14 protein-coding genes are annotated in these 18036 nt (G+C 64.1%); all 14 read right to left on the bottom strand.

Annotated elements, in window-relative coordinates; all coding sequences use genetic code 11:
* Positions 1 to 55: 55 nt before the first annotated feature.
* Positions 56 to 1294, bottom strand: coding sequence for an NHL repeat-containing protein (locus tag PAQ31011_RS16380; protein WP_150576809.1), 1239 nt, complete (start codon positions 1292 to 1294; stop codon positions 56 to 58).
* Positions 1295 to 1548: 254 nt separating this feature from the next.
* Positions 1549 to 2619 (bottom strand): histidinol-phosphate transaminase, encoded by a 1071-nt coding sequence (gene hisC / locus PAQ31011_RS16375; RefSeq protein WP_150576808.1) that lies wholly within the window; start codon positions 2617 to 2619, stop codon positions 1549 to 1551.
* A 16-nt stretch (positions 2620 to 2635) separates the two neighbouring features.
* Positions 2636 to 3823, bottom strand: a complete 1188-nt coding sequence (locus PAQ31011_RS16370; protein ID WP_052252956.1) for an O-succinylhomoserine sulfhydrylase — start codon at positions 3821 to 3823, stop codon at positions 2636 to 2638.
* 267 nt (positions 3824 to 4090) lie between these two features.
* Positions 4091 to 5611 (bottom strand): amidophosphoribosyltransferase, encoded by a 1521-nt coding sequence (gene purF, locus PAQ31011_RS16365; RefSeq protein WP_150576807.1) that lies wholly within the window; start codon positions 5609 to 5611, stop codon positions 4091 to 4093.
* Between the two features lie 55 nt (positions 5612 to 5666).
* Positions 5667 to 6611, bottom strand: coding sequence for a CvpA family protein (locus PAQ31011_RS16360; protein ID WP_150576806.1), 945 nt, complete (start codon positions 6609 to 6611; stop codon positions 5667 to 5669).
* Between the two features lies 1 nt (position 6612).
* Entirely contained in the window at positions 6613 to 7587 is a 975-nt protein-coding gene (locus PAQ31011_RS16355; protein ID WP_150576805.1) for an SPOR domain-containing protein, read from the bottom strand.
* A gap of 113 nt (positions 7588 to 7700) precedes the next feature.
* Positions 7701 to 8999 carry a bifunctional tetrahydrofolate synthase/dihydrofolate synthase gene (gene folC / locus PAQ31011_RS16350; RefSeq protein ID WP_150576804.1) on the bottom strand — a complete coding sequence of 433 codons (1299 nt, stop codon included), beginning with the start codon at positions 8997 to 8999 and terminating at the stop codon, positions 7701 to 7703.
* Positions 9000 to 9221: 222 nt separating this feature from the next.
* Entirely contained in the window at positions 9222 to 10097 is an 876-nt protein-coding gene (gene accD, locus PAQ31011_RS16345; RefSeq protein ID WP_150576803.1) for an acetyl-CoA carboxylase, carboxyltransferase subunit beta, read from the bottom strand.
* Positions 10098 to 10248: 151 nt separating this feature from the next.
* The gene (gene trpA, locus PAQ31011_RS16340) at positions 10249 to 11073 is read right to left on the bottom strand and encodes a tryptophan synthase subunit alpha (protein WP_150576802.1); all 825 of its coding nucleotides are present in this window, start codon (positions 11071 to 11073) and stop codon (positions 10249 to 10251) included.
* Positions 11027 to 11899 carry a DNA-methyltransferase gene (locus tag PAQ31011_RS16335; protein ID WP_150576957.1) on the bottom strand — a complete coding sequence of 291 codons (873 nt, stop codon included), beginning with the start codon at positions 11897 to 11899 and terminating at the stop codon, positions 11027 to 11029. Before PAQ31011_RS16335 ends, trpA begins: the two co-directional genes overlap by 47 nt.
* 108 nt (positions 11900 to 12007) lie before the next feature.
* Positions 12008 to 13222 (bottom strand): tryptophan synthase subunit beta, encoded by a 1215-nt coding sequence (gene trpB, locus PAQ31011_RS16330; protein WP_150576801.1) that lies wholly within the window; start codon positions 13220 to 13222, stop codon positions 12008 to 12010.
* A gap of 66 nt (positions 13223 to 13288) precedes the next feature.
* Entirely contained in the window at positions 13289 to 13963 is a 675-nt protein-coding gene (locus PAQ31011_RS16325; RefSeq protein WP_150576800.1) for a phosphoribosylanthranilate isomerase, read from the bottom strand.
* A complete protein-coding gene (gene truA / locus PAQ31011_RS16320) occupies positions 13960 to 14760 on the bottom strand; it encodes a tRNA pseudouridine(38-40) synthase TruA (RefSeq protein ID WP_150576799.1) in 801 nt (266 codons plus the stop codon). Before truA ends, PAQ31011_RS16325 begins: the two co-directional genes overlap by 4 nt.
* Positions 14761 to 14879: 119 nt before the next feature.
* Complete coding sequence (locus tag PAQ31011_RS16315) at positions 14880 to 17912, bottom strand: motility hub landmark protein FimV (RefSeq protein ID WP_150576798.1); 3033 nt, start codon at positions 17910 to 17912, stop codon at positions 14880 to 14882.
* Between the last annotated feature and the right edge of the window lie 124 nt (positions 17913 to 18036).

The raw sequence follows: 18036 nt of genomic DNA, 5'->3' as shown, positions 1-18036 counted from the left end.
ATGCAGACGGGCCTCGAACGAGGCCCGTTTTGCCGTGCGCGGGCGTCGCCTGTGCTCAGGTGAGTACCCGGCTCAAACGCATCGGCGTGGGATAGATAAAGGTATGGGCCAGCATCAACAGCTTGCCGTCCGCCTGAGCCAGCAACGTCGACGGCACCCAAATTCCGTCGGGAGACGGCAGCTCGGCGATCACGACACCGCCGTCGCCAAACGTCGGATCGGCGGCACCGTTGGGTTCGAGGCGCTCAAGCACCGCCTTCGACTTGCCTGTCGTATAGCCGGCCGCCACGACCTTGCCGTCGCCCGCGACCACCATCGAGCCTAGGAACCACTCAACCCCTTCGGCGCGAGAGAAAACGAGTTCGCCGCCGTTGAACGAAGCGTCCGAAGTGCCGTCGGGCAACAACCTCGTGTACCAAGTCAACGAATCCCCAAACTGACCGGCAGGAAGATCGCTGCAAGTCCCGACGAGCATGATCCTCCCGTCCGGTTGCACGGCGAACGCGGCGGCTTGCCAGAAAGAGAAGTCAGGAAAAGCCTCCTGATAATCGAGATAAGCGTAGCCCTCCGATCCGAACGACGGGTCGGGCTGTCCATCGGGCAGGAACTGCGCGACAACCGCCTGCAACTTAACGGGATCCGGATAGGACGCACTTCCGGCCAGCACTATCTTTCCGTCGGGCAGAAGGCTGGAACGCGGAAAGTTCGCGCCATCGGCAATCGTGTATGCGAACCCGCCTTCACCGAACGTGTAATCGAACGTGCCATCGGCAGCAAGTCGGACTAAAACCTCGATCACGTTGTTAGGGGCGATCACGCATTCCATCACCAGCGCGATCTTGTCGTCCGGCAACATCATTGCGCCCCGAATCGAGTCGCCGAGGCCCTTTGGCACATCGACGACCGTGACGCCCGCGTTACCGAACGTGTCGTCCAGACGGCCGTCGGGATGCAATCGCAAAACAAGCCCCCAACTGATGTCACTGCTGATGGTCAATGTGCTCGCCACCACGATCTTGTTGTCGGACTGCCGCATCGGTACGAACGATGCCATGCGTCCGATGAAGGGGTGCGGAAGACGAACATCGACACCGTTCTCGCCGAAAGCCGGGTCCGGGCGACCGTTGGCGAGGAGTCGCGTCACCTTCATGCCAACGCCGTCCTGCAACGTACTGAAGATAAGGATCTTCTGATCGGGAAGCAACATCATCCCCGGCGTTACCAACGTCGTTTCCACGTGACCGCCCTGACCGAAGGTCAGATCGAAATCGCCACTACGCAGTGCCTGACTCATGATGATCCCCACTGGAGAAAGGTGAAGGTGCCGCCGCCAGCCACGCCCACTTCGCGACTAACGGCAGCGGCACCATGAGACGCCACGCGTCCCGGCATCATCCTGACCCGCGCGCTTTAGGGGCAACAACTGTCAAGGTTGACAGGTGCGGGTGCGCAGAAATGCAAATGGGGGAAAGACGCGATATCGCATCCTTCCCCCGTCGTTTCGTGCAGACGGCGCGTGTGCCGTCGAGCGACTAAGTCCTCAATCGCTCAAGCGCCGAGGACTTCCTTCAATGCTTCCGTCAGTGCCTGACACTCGCTCTCCGTCCCCACGGTAATTCGCAGGAACTGCGCGATGCGCGCGTGCTTGAAGTGACGCACGATGATCGAGCGCTCACGCAACGACGCCGCCAACTGCGCAGCATCATGCGACGGATGACGCACGAACACGAAGTTCGCCGTCGACGGCAGCACGTCGAAGCCGAGTGCCGACAGTCGCGCCGTCAGTGCATCGCGGCTTGCGATCACCGCCTGACGCGTCTCGTTGAAATACGCTTCGTCCTCAATCGCAGCGACGCCTGCCGCTTGCGCGAGACGGTCGAGCGGATAGGAGTTGAAGCTGTTCTTCACACGCTCCAGCGCCTCGATCAGATCCGGATGCCCAATCGCGAAGCCCAGACGGAGCCCCGCCAACGAGCGTGACTTCGAGAGCGTTTGCACGACCAGCAGATTCGGATATTTCGCGATCAGCGTCGCTGCCGTCTCGCCACCGAAGTCGATGTACGCCTCGTCGATCACCACCACCGAATCCGGATTGCCTGTCAGCAGACGCTCGATCTCGCCCGACGCCAGCGCACGCCCGGTCGGCGCGTTCGGATTCGGGAAGATGATGCCGCCGTTCGGCTTGAGGTAATCGTCGACATCGATCTCGAACGTGTCGGTCAACGGTACGTTCTCGAACGCCACACCATACAGCCCGCAGTACACGGGATAGAAGCTGTACGTGATGTCCGGATACAGGATCGGCTTGTCGTGTTTGAGCAGGCCCTGAAACACGTTGGCCAGCACTTCGTCCGAGCCGTTGCCGACGTGAACGTTGGCGACCTCCAGACCGAAACGCGTGGCGATAGCCTGCTTGAAGCGGCGTGCATCCGGGTCCGGATACAGCTTCAGCGCATCGGCGTCTGCACCGAGTGCGTCGCGAATGGCGGCGAGCACACGCGGCGACGGGCCGTACGGATTCTCGTTGGTATTGAGTTTGATGAGCCGCTGCATCTGCGGCTGCTCACCGGGGACATAGGGCGTCAGATCGGCGACACCCGCACTCCAGAATTTGCTCATGACGTGTCCGATCCGCTCAGCTCACAAAACCGCGTGCCAGATCGGCCTGAATGTCGGCAGGCGATTCCAGACCGACGGCCAGACGGATCAGCCCTTCGGTGATGCCCGCCGCCGCACGCGCTTCCGGCGTGATGCGGCCGTGCGTGGTGCTGGCCGGGTGCGTGATCGTCGTGCGCGTATCGCCGAGGTTGCCGGTGATCGAACACACGCGCGTGTTGTCGATCAGACGCCATGCGTTCTCGCGCTGCTCGGCAGGCGTCGCACCCTTGAGTTCGAACGCGACAATCGCACCGCCCGCCTTTTGCTGACGCTTCGCGAGTTCGTATTGCGGATGCGACGGCAGGCCCGGATAGTACACGCGGCCGATCTGCGGCTGCTTCTCGAGCCATTGCGCGAGTTCCAAGGCGTTGGCCGATTGCTTCTCAACGCGCAACGACAGCGTTTCCATGCCCTTGAGCAACACCCACGCGTTGAACGCCGAGAGCGTCGGTCCGGCGCTACGCACGAACGTGAACACCTTGCCCATGATGAAGTCTTTCTTGCCGACGATGGCACCGCCCAACACACGGCCCTGACCGTCGAGATACTTCGTTGCCGAGTGCACCACGACATCCGCACCGTACTCGATCGGACGCTGCAGCACCGGCGTGCAGAAACAGTTGTCGACGACGAACAGCGCGCCCGCCTCCTTCGCGATCTTGCCGATGGCTTCGATGTCGGCGATGTCGGTGAGCGGGTTGGACGGCGTCTCCAGGAAGAACATCTTCGTGTTCGGACGGATCGCGGCGCGCCAGGCGTCGAGATCGGTCGGATCGACGAAGGTCGTCTCCACACCGAAGCGGCTGAAGATTTGCGAGAACACGTTCAGCGTCGAGCCGAAGATGCTCTGCGAGCTGACGAGGTGATCGCCTGCCGACAGGGCCGTCATCACGACCGAGACGATGGCGCTCATGCCCGACGCCGTCGCCATGCAAGCCTCGCCGCCTTCGAGCGCAGCCAGACGGTCCTGGAACATCGATACGGTCGGGTTGGTGAAGCGCGAGTACGTGAACCCTTCTTCCGAATGGGCGAAGCGCTCGGCGGCTTCGGCCGCGCTCTTGAAAACGAAGCTCGAGGTCAGGAACAGCGCCTCGGAGTGTTCACCAAACTCGGAGCGTTGCGTGCCCGCGCGCACCGCCAGGGTATCGAAGTCGAAGGAATCCATCGTGTGTCTCGTCATTGGGTCGGCGCTCCCGCCGGCCAAAAAAAGAAAAGCCCGTTTCGCTTGTCAGCAAAACGGGCTCGAAATCCATCTGTCTAGGCCTCGCTTTAGCTGTTTCGGGGATATTCCCCCACGTCCGCAAGCTGAAATCAAATCGACGTGAGATGCAGTTTAGCACGTTGCCAGCGGAGAAGGAAAAACTCCACTGGCACACCCGGCGGCCGCGGCCCGACCCGCCTTCCGGCCATGTCAGACCCCGCCGCGCAGGGCTTAAAGGCCCAGTTGCGCGCCGCGCGGCTCGCCGTCATCGCCTTCGCTCGCTTCCGCGACCGGCGCCTTCGGCGCCTTGCGCTGCTGCTCCAGGCGGTTCAGGTACTCGGGCGTGATGTCGCCGGTGACGTATTTACCGTCGAAGCACGAGGCGTCGAAGTCGGAGAGCGCCGGGTTGATGTCTCGCACCGCCGCCTTCATGTCCTCGACATCCTGATAGATCAGTTCGTCGGCACCGATGATGCGGGCGACTTCCTCGTCGCTACGATCATGGGCGACGAGTTCGCTACGCGTCGGCATGTCGATGCCGTACACGTTCGGGAACTTCACGGGCGGCGCAGCCGAGGCGAAGATCACCTTGCGTGCGCCGGCGTCGCGCGCCATCTGCACAATTTCCTGGCTGGTCGTGCCGCGCACGATCGAGTCGTCGACGATCAGCACGTTCTTGTCCTTGAACTCGACGCGCATCGCGTTGAGCTTCTGACGCACCGACTTCTTGCGCATCGCCTGGCCGGGCATGATGAAGGTACGGCCGACGTAACGGTTCTTGAAGAAGCCTTCGCGATAGTTCAGACCCAGACGCTTGGCGACTTGCATCGCAGCGGGACGGCTGGAATCCGGAATCGGCATGACGACGTCGATGTCTTTGTAATCGATCTCGCGGCGAATCTTCTCTGCGAGGTAGTCGCCCATGCGCAGACGGGCGTCGTAGACGGGCACGCCGTCGAGCACCGAATCCGGACGCGCCAGATACACGAGTTCGAAAATGCACGGATGCATCGACGATGCCGGCGCACATTGCTTCGACGTCAGTTCGCCATCGTTGCTGATGAAGATCGCCTCACCCGGCTTGACGTCGCGCTCGAACGCGAAGCCCATGCCTTCCAGAGCCACCGATTCCGACGCGATCATCCACTCGGTGCCGTTCGGGCCGTCGAAGCGACCGATGCACAGCGGACGAATGCCGTGCGGGTCGCGGAAGGCGAGCAGACCGAAGCCGGAAATGATCGAGACGATGGCGTACGAGCCACGCAGGCGGCTGTGCACCTTGCCCACTGCCTGGAACAGCGAGTCGACGGACAAACCGTCGCGCGAGCTTTCCTGCAGTTCGTGCGCGAGCACGTTGAGCAGAACTTCGGAGTCGGAGGTGGTGTTGATGTGGCGACGATCCACACGGAACATCTCGTCCTTGAGCTGTTCCCAGTTCGTCAGATTGCCGTTGTGGGCGAGCACGATGCCGTACGGTGCATTCACGTAGAACGGCTGGGCCTGTGCGGCGCTCGACGAGCCTGCCGTCGGGTAGCGCACCTGACCGATGCCTACCGTGCCCGGCAAGTCGCGCATGTTACGCGTGCGGAACACGTCGCGCACCATGCCGTTGCCCTTGTGCATGTAGAAGGACTGGCCATCCGTCGTCGCGATACCGGCGGCGTCCTGGCCGCGGTGCTGCAACAGCAGCAGACTATCGTAGATGAACTGGTTGACCGGGGATTTGGAGACTACACCGACGATGCCACACATGGCATGAATCCTTCAAAAAACATCGAAATCTGCATCAAACGGACTGTATTATCCGTCATTCGGAAACCTTGTGCAGGCCGGTCGATGGCGTGGACGATCCGTTCGATCCACCACTGCGCATTCCCCACCCCTGCTGCTGGCCGCCAGCGTCGCCAGCGCCCTGAGCACTCAATCCTGTCCCCGCGCCGCCCATCAGGTTCGACAATCGGGTCGAGACGGCCTTCGTAGCCCCGGCCTTTACTTCATTTGCCACTTCATTAACCACTTCCGCCGTCACACCGCGCGCCACCTGATCGATGGCGCCGTTCGATGCGCCGCTCTGTCCATTCTGTCCGCCCGACGGCTGGCCCGGGGTGACGGGCTGTACGCCCTGACCACCCTGCCCGCCCTGACCGCCTGAATCAGGCGCGCCGCGATAAGGTTCCATCTGTGGCAAGGGAATCGTCTTTCCCAATGGATTGACGCTCGGCACGGCGGCGTCCGGCTTGCGCAGGTAGTACTGCACCGGCTCCGGCAGATACGGCATCAGCCGCTCCAGTCCCGCCTCGACCCACGGACGCGTCACCGAATGCTGCCAGACCGGTTGCTGCGGCAACGTCGTTAACTTGGCGGCGACCATCAACAACATCAAGAGCAGAATGCCGCGAACGATGCCAAATAGCATGCCCAGCCCGCGATCGGCCGGACGCAGGCCGATCATGTCGGTCATACGGCCCACCAGCGCGCTGACGATCCCGGCACCGAACACCACCGCGACCAGTACCAGCAGAAAGCCCAGCGCCCCTTGCGTCAGTTCGCCGCCCGGCAGATCGGCCGGCAGCCAGTGAGCAACGCTCGGACCGAAGGCGCGCGCAACGAAGAACGCCACCACCCAGCCCACGAGGTTGAACAGCTCACGCACCAGTCCGCGCAACATGCCCAGCAACATCGACCCGACCAGAATGGCGATGGCCGCGTAATCCACTACGGTCAACAGACCGCTATGCACCGTATCGCCCAACTCAGCCCGCCTCGGCGACCTGCGCCGTCAGACCGGCGTCGCGGATCTTCTTGCCCGCCGCTTCGGCCGACGTACGATCCGGGAACGGGCCGGCCCGCAGCAAATACAGCTCACGACCGTCGACCGAACTCTTGACCATATAGCTCGGCACATTCACCAGCTTGAGTTTGACGAGCCACGCCTGCGCGCGGTCCTGCGTCGAGAACGCGCCGATACGCACCAGGAACTTGCCGTTCGAGGCGGTCTTCTGGGCGTTGTCGTGATTGTCCGGCTTGGCGGCTGGTTTGGCCGCCGTGTTGTTCTGCGCGAACTGCGCGATCGGATCGGCGACGTTGTTGTTGGGTTGCGCAGTCTTGGTCTGCGCCTTGGCCGTGTCATGCGAGTCAGGCTTTGCGGCCGGCTTCACGTCGGCGTGCTGCTCCGGCTTTTTGGTGTCGGCTTTGACGTCAGGCTTGGAGTCCGGCTTATGCTCCGGCTTGGCCTGCGCCACCTGCGGCTCGGGCACCACGCTCGGGGCGGGCGTCGGGGCCGGGGCCGGTATAGCGGCTGACGGCGGCACGGCAGTCGGGGCCGGCGCGGGCTTGGCGCTGTTCGCCAGCGTGCTGCTGTCGACCGCTTCCTCGCCCTTGTCGAGCGACGCGTCGGACGACGGCACAACAGCCGCCTGCGGCTTCACGCGCACGGGCGGCGAGTTGGCGTCTTTTCCGGGAATCTGAATGGCGATGTCGTCAGCCGTCGGCTTCGGCTCGGGCGCGAGCACCATCGGCAAAATGATGACGGCCGCGAGCACCAGCGCCAGCGCGCCCACCAGGCGGCGGCGCGCGCGTTGCTTTTCGGGTAGCAGCGGGTCGAGTTGCTCGTGCTCGCTGTACTCGCCCCCTCCCGCCGTACGGGTGCCGGTGCGGCCGCTCCTGCGGCTACCGCGCTTCGGGGGAACGGCTTCGGCGTCTTTCTTGCGGAAGGAAAACAATCCCATAGGCCCTTGGCTCAGGTCGAAACTTGCGTCGTTGGACTGATCATCGCGCATCCGGTGCGTCATGCGCATGACATTTCTCGTAAGCAAATGTCACGGCAAACGCGCTTTCGCGCTCAATGGCGTTGCAATTTGCGGTGTGACATCACACCCGCCACCGTGAAGAACGATCCAAAAACCACAATTCTATCATTCTCGCCGCACTGCTCGAGCGCGGCAGCATAGGCTTTCTCAGGGGATTCGAAGGTTTCGACCGAATGATCGGCATCTTCGACGAACCCGACCGCACGAAGCTTCTCTTCGAGCAGCGCCGGACTCGCGGCCCGCTCCGTCGGCAACGCGCACAAACGCCAGTGATCGACCTTGTCGACCAGATGCCGCAGCACGCCTTCGATGTCCTTATCAGCCATCGCACCGAACACGGCATACGTGTACGGAAAGAAGCCCATGCCGTCGAGGTTGTGACCCAGCGCCGCCGCAGCGTGCGGATTGTGCGCCACGTCGAGCACCACGGCCGGACGCCCCGGCAGCACCTGAAAGCGCCCCGGCAGCTCGACCGATGCGAGTCCGAGTCGAATGTCCTGCGCCGAGACCGGCAGCACGCCGCGCATCGATTCGAGCGCCGCGAGCGCCGCCGACGCATTGAGCAACTGATTCGCGCCGCGAAGCGCCGGATAAGCGAGTGCCGGGCGACGCATCTGGCGTCCGCCATAGCTCCACTGCTGCTTGTCGCCCTGATAGTTGAAGTCGCGACCGAACAGCCACAGATCGGCGCCGATGCGCTCGGCCTCGGCAAGCAGCGTCGCCGGCGGCATCGGGTCGCCGCAAACGGCCGGCTTGCCCGCGCGGAAGATGCCCGCCTTCTCGATGGCGATGGCTTCACGCGTGTTGCCGAGATACTGCTGGTGATCGATGTCGATGCTCGTGATGACGGCGCAATCCGCATCGATGATGTTCACCGCGTCCAGTCGCCCGCCCAAGCCCACTTCGAGAATGACGGCATCGAGACCGGCCGTCGCGAACATGTGCATGATCGCGAGCGTGGTGAATTCGAAGTAAGTGAGCGAGACCGGCTCGTCGAAACTCGTGCGGGCTTTTTCCACCGCTTCGAAATGCGGCAGCAGCGTGGCATCGTCGACGATCTCGCCGTTCACGCGCGCACGCTCGTTGAACGAGATCAGATGCGGCGACGTGTGGCAGCCGACGCGGTAACCGGCAGACAGCAGAATGGCTTCGATGATGGCGCAGGTCGAGCCCTTGCCGTTCGTGCCGCCGACCGTGAAGACGGGGCACGGGAATTGCAGGCCGAGGGCGTCTTTCACGCGACCAATGCGCGTGAGGCCCATGTCGATGCCCACAGGGTGAGCGGTTTCAAGATGGGCGAGCCAGGCGTCGAGAGTGGAGTATGTCGGCATGATGTGCTGGCAGAAAAACAAAAACGCGGACGTCACGAACGTCCGCGCTTCATATCCTGCTAAGTGATGCTTTCAGGCGCCGCGGGTGCAGCGCTTGCGTGGCGTTGCGTCATTCTACGCCGTTGCACCGCCCTTTGGGGCAACGCAACCGCGCGTGCAGCGTCATCGCCAGAGTGAGCACGCGCAAGTCATTTGAGACTCCCGCGCGCCTGGCATCCCGTATCAGGCAACGGCATCCGCCGGCTGACGCTGCATCAGCGCGATCAGACGCGCGATCTCGTCACGCATGTCGCGACGGTTGACGATCATGTCGATCGCGCCCTTCTGCAACAGGAACTCCGAACGCTGGAAGCCTTCCGGCAGCTTTTCGCGCACGGTCTGCTCGATCACGCGCGGGCCGGCAAAGCCGATCAGCGCCTTTGGCTCAGCGATCACCACGTCGCCCAGGAAGGCGAAGCTGGCAGACACACCGCCCATCGTGGGATCGGTCAGCACGGAGATGAACGGCAGCTTGGCGTCGGACAGCTTGGTCAGCATGGCCGTGGTCTTCGCCATCTGCATCAGCGAGAGCAAGCTTTCCTGCATACGCGCACCGCCCGAAGCAGTCACGCAGATGAACGGCACGCCCTGCTCCAGTGCGTTCTGCGCACCGCGCACGAAGCGCTCGCCGACCACCGAGCCCATCGAGCCGGCCATGAACGAGAACTCGAAGCACGCGACGACGACCGGCAGCGTGTGAATCGCACCGCCCATCACCACCATCGCGTCGGTCTCGCCGGTGTCGTCCATCGCTTCCTTGATGCGATCCGGGTACTTGCGGCTGTCCTTGAACTTCAGTGCGTCGACCGGCACGATTTCCTGGCCAAGCTCATAGCGGCCTTCGGGATCGAGCAGCGCGTTCAGACGCGCGCGCGCGCCGATTCGCATGTGATGGTCGCACTTCGGGCAGACATGCAGATTCGCTTCCACGTCGGCGCGATACAGCACGGCTTCGCACGACGGGCACTTGATCCACAGCCCTTCCGGGATGCTCTTGTTGCGCTGCGTCGGATCGGTTTGCTTGATCTTCGGGGGCAGCAGCTTGTCGAGCCAGCTCATAGTTTCTCCTTGCCAAACGCCCGCTCCCACAAGGGAACGGGCGTTTCCGGGGCATTTCAAGGCGACCGCATAATACGGTCGTTTCAATTCAGCGTTTTACCGGACGGATCTGCGTCGTGCGGCGCCATTCGGGCAAATTTCTGCCGCGAATTTACGCCGATTTGGCGCCCGAGTCGAGCGCCTGACGGATACCGCCGATAAATTCAGCCAGCGATTTTACCGCGTTCTGCCCCTCCAGATCACGCGGCGTGTTTTCCAGACGCTGCACGATGGCGCTGCCGATCACGACCGCATCGGCCACACTCGCCACTGCTCGGGCCGTTTCGGCGTCGCGAATGCCGAAGCCCACGCCCACCGGCAGGTCGGCGACCGCCTTGATTTGGGGGATCTTCGACGCCACGCTCTCGAGATCCAGACTCGCCGCACCGGTCACGCCTTTGAGCGAGACGTAATACAGATAGCCGCTGGCCTGACGCGCCACCGCCGCAATGCGCGCATCGGTCGACGTCGGCGCGAGCAGAAAGATCGGATCGATGCCTTGCGCACGCACGGCACCGGCGAAACCTTCGGCCTCCTCGGGCGGGTAATCGACGACCAGCACGCCATCCACGCCAGCCTTGGCTGCACGCTCGGCAAAGGCATCGAGGCCCATCGCTTCGATCGGATTGGCGTAGCCCATGAGCACGATCGGCGTGCGGTCGTTGGTCTGACGGAAGACGGCGACATAGCCGAGCACTTCGGCCAGGCTCACGCCACGGGCGAGCGCGCGCTCGGAGGCGCGTTGAATGACGGGACCGTCGGCCATCGGGTCCGAGAACGGCACGCCGAGTTCGATGACATCGGCGCCGTTGTCGGCCAGTGCATGCATCAGCTTGACCGTCCAGCCCGGCTCCGGGTCGCCGGCGGTAATGAACGGAATGAGGCCCTTTTTACCCTGCGCTTGCAAGGCTTGGAACGTCGCTTGAATGCGGGACATGATCGGAAAGTCTCTGAAGTCGTTGGTTTGCGAGCGCGTGGTAGTGCGCGTTCAGCTCGTAGCCGACGAAACGCCGGCCGTGCAGTGCGCAAGCCACGGCAGTCGTGCCGCTGCCCATGAACGGGTCGAGCACGAGACCGCCGGGCGGGCAACTGGCCAGCACCATGCGCTCGATGATATGCAGCGGTTTCTGCGTCGGATGATCGACGCGCTCGGGGTCTTGCCGGTGCAATCGCGAGATCGACCACAGATCCTTGGGGTTGTACCCCAGCTCCAGCCACTTGCTGCCTTCGAAGATGCGACGCGAGCGCGCCTTCTTCGTGGCGGCGTCGTACGGCACGCGTACGGCATCGAGGTCGAAGTAATAGTCCTTCGAGACCGCGAAAAAGCCGATGTTGTCGTGCACGGACGAGAATCGCCGCGTACTGCCGCCCATGCTGGGCACGCGGCGATCCCAGATGATCTCGTTGATCATCAGCATGCGCTGCTTGAGGAAGACGAACAGTTCCGGGGCGTACTGCCACGTGCAAAACAGGTAGAGCGAGCCGCGCGGCGCGAGCTTCGGAATCGCCGCTTCGAGCCAACCGTACGTCCAGCCGAGGAAATCCTCGCCTGAGCGTTTGTCGGAGTCGTTGCCGTAGTCCTTGCCGAGCCCGTAAGGCGGGTCGGCGAGGATCAGGTCGACGCTGCCGTCTTCCAGTTCGTGCAGATGGTGCAGGAAGTCCGCATGACGCAACGTGATGTCGCCCGGCGCCCAACGCGCGCGCAACTCGCCGGCCGCTTCCATGGCCTCGAGACGTGCGGCGGCGGCTTCGGTGGCGTCCATGGGACGCTCGGCCCCGAGGACGTCATTCTGTGCCTTGCGATCAGTCAGATCGGTCATGCTGGTTCTGTTGTCCTTAACCTTAGGATCGATGGAATCTCGCCGCGCCGCTTATTTGCCCGCAGACTTGCCCGCGGACTCCGGCTTGGCCAGCGCCATCACGGTGTGCATGTCCTTGTCGCCACGCCCCGAGAGATTGACCAGAACGATCTGATCCTTCGGCAGCGTCGGTGCAAGCTTGCACGCGTAAGCGAGCGCGTGGCTCGATTCCAGCGCGGGGATGATGCCCTCGATCCGGCAGCAATCATGGAACGCCCGCAGGGCTTCGTCGTCGGTAATGCCCACGTATTCGGCGCGCTTGATGTCGTGCAGCCATGCGTGCTCGGGACCGACACCGGGGTAGTCCAGACCGGCCGAAATCGAATGCGTCTCGGTGATCTGACCGTTGGCGTCCTGCAGCAGATAGGTGCGGTTGCCGTGCAGCACGCCGGGCGTGCCACCGATGATCGACGCTGCATGGCGACCGGTTTCGATGCCGTCGCCGGCCGCTTCCACGCCCACGAGCTTCACGTTCGGCACGTCGATGTACGGATAGAAAATCCCCATCGCGTTCGAGCCGCCGCCCACGCAGGCCAGCACGTAGTCCGGCTGACGTCCCGCGAGTTCGGGCATCTGCACCTTGCACTCTTCGCCGATCACGCTCTGGAAGTCGCGCACGAGCATCGGGTACGGGTGCGGGCCAGCCACGGTACCGATGATGTAGAACGTGTTTTCGACGTTCGTCACCCAGTCGCGCATGGCTTCGTTCAGGGCGTCCTTGAGCGTCTTGGAACCGGATTCCACCGGCACGACGGTCGCGCCCAGCAGTTGCATGCGGTACACGTTGGCGGCCTGACGCTTGACGTCTTCCGCACCCATATACACCACACACTCCATGCCGAAGCGCGCCGCAATGGTCGCCGTCGCCACACCGTGCTGTCCTGCGCCGGTCTCGGCGATCACACGGGGCTTGCCCATGCGACGCGCGAGCAGCGCCTGCCCGATCACGTTGTTCACCTTGTGCGCGCCCGTGTGGTTCAGGTCTTCGCGCTTGAGGTACACCTGTGCGCCGCCCAGTTCCTGGCTCCAGCGCTTGGCGTGATAGATCGGCGACGGACGGCCGACGTAGTGCTTCAGTTCGTAATGGAATTCTTCGAGGAAGGCCGGATCGTGCTGATACTTGGCATAAGCCGCGCGCAGCTCGTCGAGCGCGTGGATCAGCGTCTCGGCCACAAAGACACCGCCGTATTGGCCGAAATGGCCGCTGGCGTCAGGTAAATCGTACATGGTCGTCACTCATCGGTTGCCGGAGGGCGGGAGAGCTTGCCCCTGCGCCCACCCCGGCGGGTTGCTTCACTGTGCGTCGGCAGCGAGAACCGCTTGCACGAACGCCGTCATGCGGGCGTGATCCTTCACGCCCCGCGACGCCTCCACACCGCTCGACACGTCGACGGCATAAGGCGCCACCCGGCGGATGGCTTCAGCAACGTTGTGTGCGTTCAAGCCACCACTCAAAACGGCCCGACGCGCGATGTCTTTTGGAATAAGTGACCAATCGAAAACCTTTCCTCCACCGCCGTAGCCCTCGACCAGGGCATCGAGCAAGATGCCTTGCGCGGCGGTGTATGTATTGGCGAATTGTAGCAAATCGCCGCTGTCTTTCGTGTCCGGGCCGATACGCATAGCGCGCATGTACGGACGGTTGCCCGCCGCCACCGACAACGCCGCACATTGCTCGGGTGATTCGTCCCCGTGGAATTGCAGTGCGGTGAGCGGAACGGCGTCCACCGTACGGGCGATGTCGTCGGCACTCGCATTGACGAAGAGCCCCACGAGGCTCACATAAGACGGCACCCGGCGGGCCAGTTCAGCCGCACGCGCGAGGTCCAGATAACGCGGGCTCGGCGGGTAAAAGACGAAACCGATGGCATCGACACCCAGCGCCACCGCGTGGTCGATGTCGGCGGCCTGCGACAGGCCGCAGATCTTGATACGCGTACGAGACTTCACAGCATTCGGGGATTTCATGACTTGGCCCACGGCATCGGGAACGGCCACGCAGCCCAATTGGGCTCGGGTACGTCGAATCGCTCAGGATACCCGACGCGCGCCAGATACAGGCCGTCCGGCATGAAGGTCGGGGCGGCCTGACGGCGGTCGCCGCTCGCGAGCACGTGCGTCATCCAGTCAGCCGCCTGACGGCCACGGCCGATCGCGACCAGACACCCCATGATGTTGCGCACCATGTGATGCAGGAAAGCACTCGCGCGAAAACGGAACAGGAAGAAGTCGCCGTGCTGCTCGATATCGATGGCGTACAGGTGCTTGACCGGTGTCTTGGCCTGACATTCGGACGAACGAAACGCCGAGAAGTCGTGCTCGCCGACCAGCACCTGACTCGCCTCGCGCATCGCCTCGAGATCGAGCGGCGTATGCAGCCAGCCGCAACGGCCTTCTAGCAACGGCGAGCGCACCGGATTCGCGTACAGGACGTAGAAGTACGTGCGCTCGAAAGCGGCGAAACGGGAGTGGAAATCGTCCGGCATCGCCTTCGCCCACTGCACGGCGACGGTCTTGGGCAGGAAGGCGTTCACGCCGCGCACCCACGAGAACATCGCACGGTCCAGATCGGTGTCGAAATGCACCACCTGACCGATGCCATGCACGCCCGTGTCGGTCCGGCCCGCGACCGTGGTCGGCAGCGCTACGCCACCGAATTCCCGCAGCGCGGCCTCGAGCGCCTGCTGCACGGTGTTGCCGTGCGGCTGCGATTGCCAGCCGGAGAACGCCGTGCCGTCGTAGTGGATGCCCAGTGCGATTCGCATATGAAAAAGAAAAACGGGCGCTCAACCAACGAGCGCCCCAAACTACGGTCAATCAGTCTTGTTCGGGTCGAATCTCGCGACGCACCGGTTGACGCGTTGCGAGATGTGATGAACAGGGATTACTTGCCCAACTCGGCCAGACGCGAGCGCGCGACGGATTGCTGTGCGGCGTCGCCACCGGCAATCACTTCTTCGAGCAACTCGCGCGCGCCGTCGTCGTCACCAATCGTCTGGTAAGCCGTCGCCAGTTCGAGCTTCGTGTGGAATTCGTCGGGCACGCCGGGTTCAGTCGCAGCCGTGGCGCTCGGCCGGGTCTCGACCTGATGCGGGACGATGGGCTCAGGCGTATGCGGCGCTGCCTCGGGCGCGGCCGCCTGATGCTGCGGCGCTGCGGGCACTTCGGCGTAAGGCGTGTGCGGTGCCGACGTGTCCAGCGTCTCGTGTTCGACCAGCGCTTCCTCACCGGCCACGTCCGGGAGCGTCGGGGCGCTGACGAATGCCGGTGTCGCTGCGGGCTGGGCGTCGTCGCCCTTCAAATCCAGGCTGAAGTCCGACAGATCGAACGACATCGGACGCAACGACGGTGCTTCGTGCGCCGCATCGGTGTAGCTACGCGGCGCTTGCGTGGTGCTGGCGGCCTGCTGCATCGCGGCGTCGAAGTCGGCATCGCTCAACTCGCCATCGAGATCTTCCGGCGCGTCGCCAGTATCGGCCATATCCGTCATATCGCCGGAATCTGCCGCGTGGGCGGCTTCCAGACGCGGATCGCCCGGAGGGGCCATCGTGAACTGTACCGAGCCGATGCCCTTGCTCAGTGACGGCAAAGCGTCACTCGAAATCGTGCCGACGTTCGCCGGCTGGCCCGGAATGCCCAGATCGAGATCGCCGAGCATGCCCGCCACACCGCCTTCTGGCGTGGCATCCACATGCGCCACGTGCTCCGCATGCGACAGCGTCTCGGCGGCAACACCGCCGGTCGCGGCAGCCGCGCCCAGTGCTTCGAGCGATGTCAGGGCATCGTCCGCGTGCGCGTCGTGGGAATCCTGCGGTGCAGACGTCTGACCGGCTTCTTCGGCAAACGCCGCATCCCAATCGATTTCCGGCTCGCTGGCGGCTTCTGCCACCGGCTCCGGCTCGTGGGCAGCCACCGGCTCGGCGTGGGCTTCGAAGGCGTCAGACGCAGCTTGCGAAACGTGCGCTTCGTCCTCCGGATCGCCGAGCCCCTCGGCATGCGATGCTTCAGCCAGTTCGTCGGTCACCGGGGCTTGCTCGGCATCCCACGCATCCAGCTCGTTCGACGCAGCGGCCGTCGAATCCAGAGCGACTTCATCGTGGGCTGCGGCTTCCGTCTCCGGTGCCGACCACGTTGCGTCGGTGTCCGGATGCAGATGCTCGTCGGCCTCAGCCTGATTCGCGGCGTACAGCGCGGCAGCGCCTGCCGCCCCCGCAGCGGCGACGCCTGCAGCCGTCGCAACGCCATGCGACGTCGGCGCAGCGGCTTCAGCTGCATCAGCGGCTTGCGGCTTGTCATGCGAGGACGTCGACTCGACGTTGCCCCCCTGACCGTCACGGCCATCGTCATACGGTCCCGGCTGACCGACCGGCGGCTCGGCACGGCGACGACGCATCAGCCACCACAGGCCGAGCAACACCACCAGCACGCCGGCACCCGGCAGCACATACGGATTCTGCGTGACCGCGCGCCAGTTCATGGCGGCGTTCGGCGTCGGCTTCGACTCGGCCGCCGGTGCGCTGGCCGCTGCCGCAGACGCTGCAGCGGCATCGCTTGCCGGGGCGGCCACCGCCGTTGCCTCGGAGGCATTCGCGTCAGCCGATGCAGCCGAGGCGGCATCGCCCGCAGCAGCGCCGGACGCAGCCGCCGCCGTCACATTGCTCGCAGCGGCATCTGCCGGTTTAGCGTCGGCATTTGCAGCCGCATTCGTCGCCGGCTGGGTTCCTGCGGCCGCAGGTGCGGCCGTCTTGCCATCGGCGGATTTCGCCGTCTTCTCTTGCGCAGACGCCCCGGAAGCGGTGGCGGCCTGCTGCTCCAGATTAGCGACGGCCTGATTCTTCATCGCCAACAGCTTCTGGAGATCTGCTACGTTCTTCTGCAACTCATTCACCCTGCCCTGAGCCTCGGTCTGAGCCTTGCCCTGGGCGATTTGCTCTTCTTCGTTGCCGCCGGCACGGCCTGCCGTGCCTCCCTTACCGGGTCGCGACAACTTCAACTCATCGCGTGTGGCGGGGGCGGCAGCTTCCGGTGCCTTGCCCGCCTCGATCGCGCCCTGTGCACTGCGCCCACCGGCCGGTGCTGCCTGCTGCGCCGTGGAATCGGCCAGCCGCGCGCGATACGCGTCAAACTGTTCCCGCGCAGCGGACACGAACTTGCGTGCCTGCGCAGGCGGAATGCTCTGCACTTGCGCATCGGCGGGACGATTCAACGTCGCCCCCTGGCGCAAACGGTTGGGATCGTTGCCAATGAACGCCGAACGATTCGACTCGAACAGCGCGGTCATCATCTGGGCCAGCGTGGTGCCGCCTTCCCCGCCCGTGTACTCGCGGGCAATCGACGACAGCGAGTCGCCTCGCGTCACCGTGCGGGCGTTCTCGGTGCTTTCGCCCGAGGCCGCAGCACGTTGCTCAGCGCCGTTACCTGCGGGTGCCGGCGCAGCCGCAGCGGGCGTGGCTGAGCGAGACGTGGAAGCCGACGCGTCGGCACCGGCAGCAGAATTAGCCGCAGCGGCAGGCACAACCGCCTGCGGCTGTGCCGCGCTGGCCTCCGGAATGGCAGAGAGCGTCACGGCATTCGACTGACGGCCCGTGCGCCATTCGAGGACCAGCAACAAATCGAGGAACGACGTACTGACCGGCTCGGCCGAATCGACGTGCACGAGATACGTGCCGCTGTATCCGGCGTCGCGACCGCCCGTGGGCGTCACCGACACCGACAGCTTGTCGAGCGTGGGGTCGTAACGCAGTCCGGCCTGCTTGAAGGCGTCTCGCGGCGCGAGCTTCACCGACAACCCGTCGGCCTCAGCCTGCGAGACATTGCCCAGCACGATCACGGCGCGCAGCGGCTGGCCCGGACCCGAGCGAACCTGTTGCGGACCGAACTCGGCCGCGCCGGCGTTCAGGAGCCCGAGGCTCCACAAGACAGCCGCCGCCGCACTCAAGCGAAACGAATTGCGGGACGAATTTGCGCGCTTGCCGGTCGAGTATTTCCGCACTGTGTCTTGTCTAGCCTGTCAGTCGTTTGTCACTGGCCACGCATGCAAT

The sequence above is a fragment of the Pandoraea aquatica genome (assembly GCF_902459565.1).
Taxonomy (GTDB): Bacteria; Pseudomonadota; Gammaproteobacteria; order Burkholderiales; family Burkholderiaceae; genus Pandoraea; species Pandoraea aquatica.
Note: the sequence above shows the minus strand (reverse complement) of the source record. Positions and strands in the feature narration are given on the sequence as shown.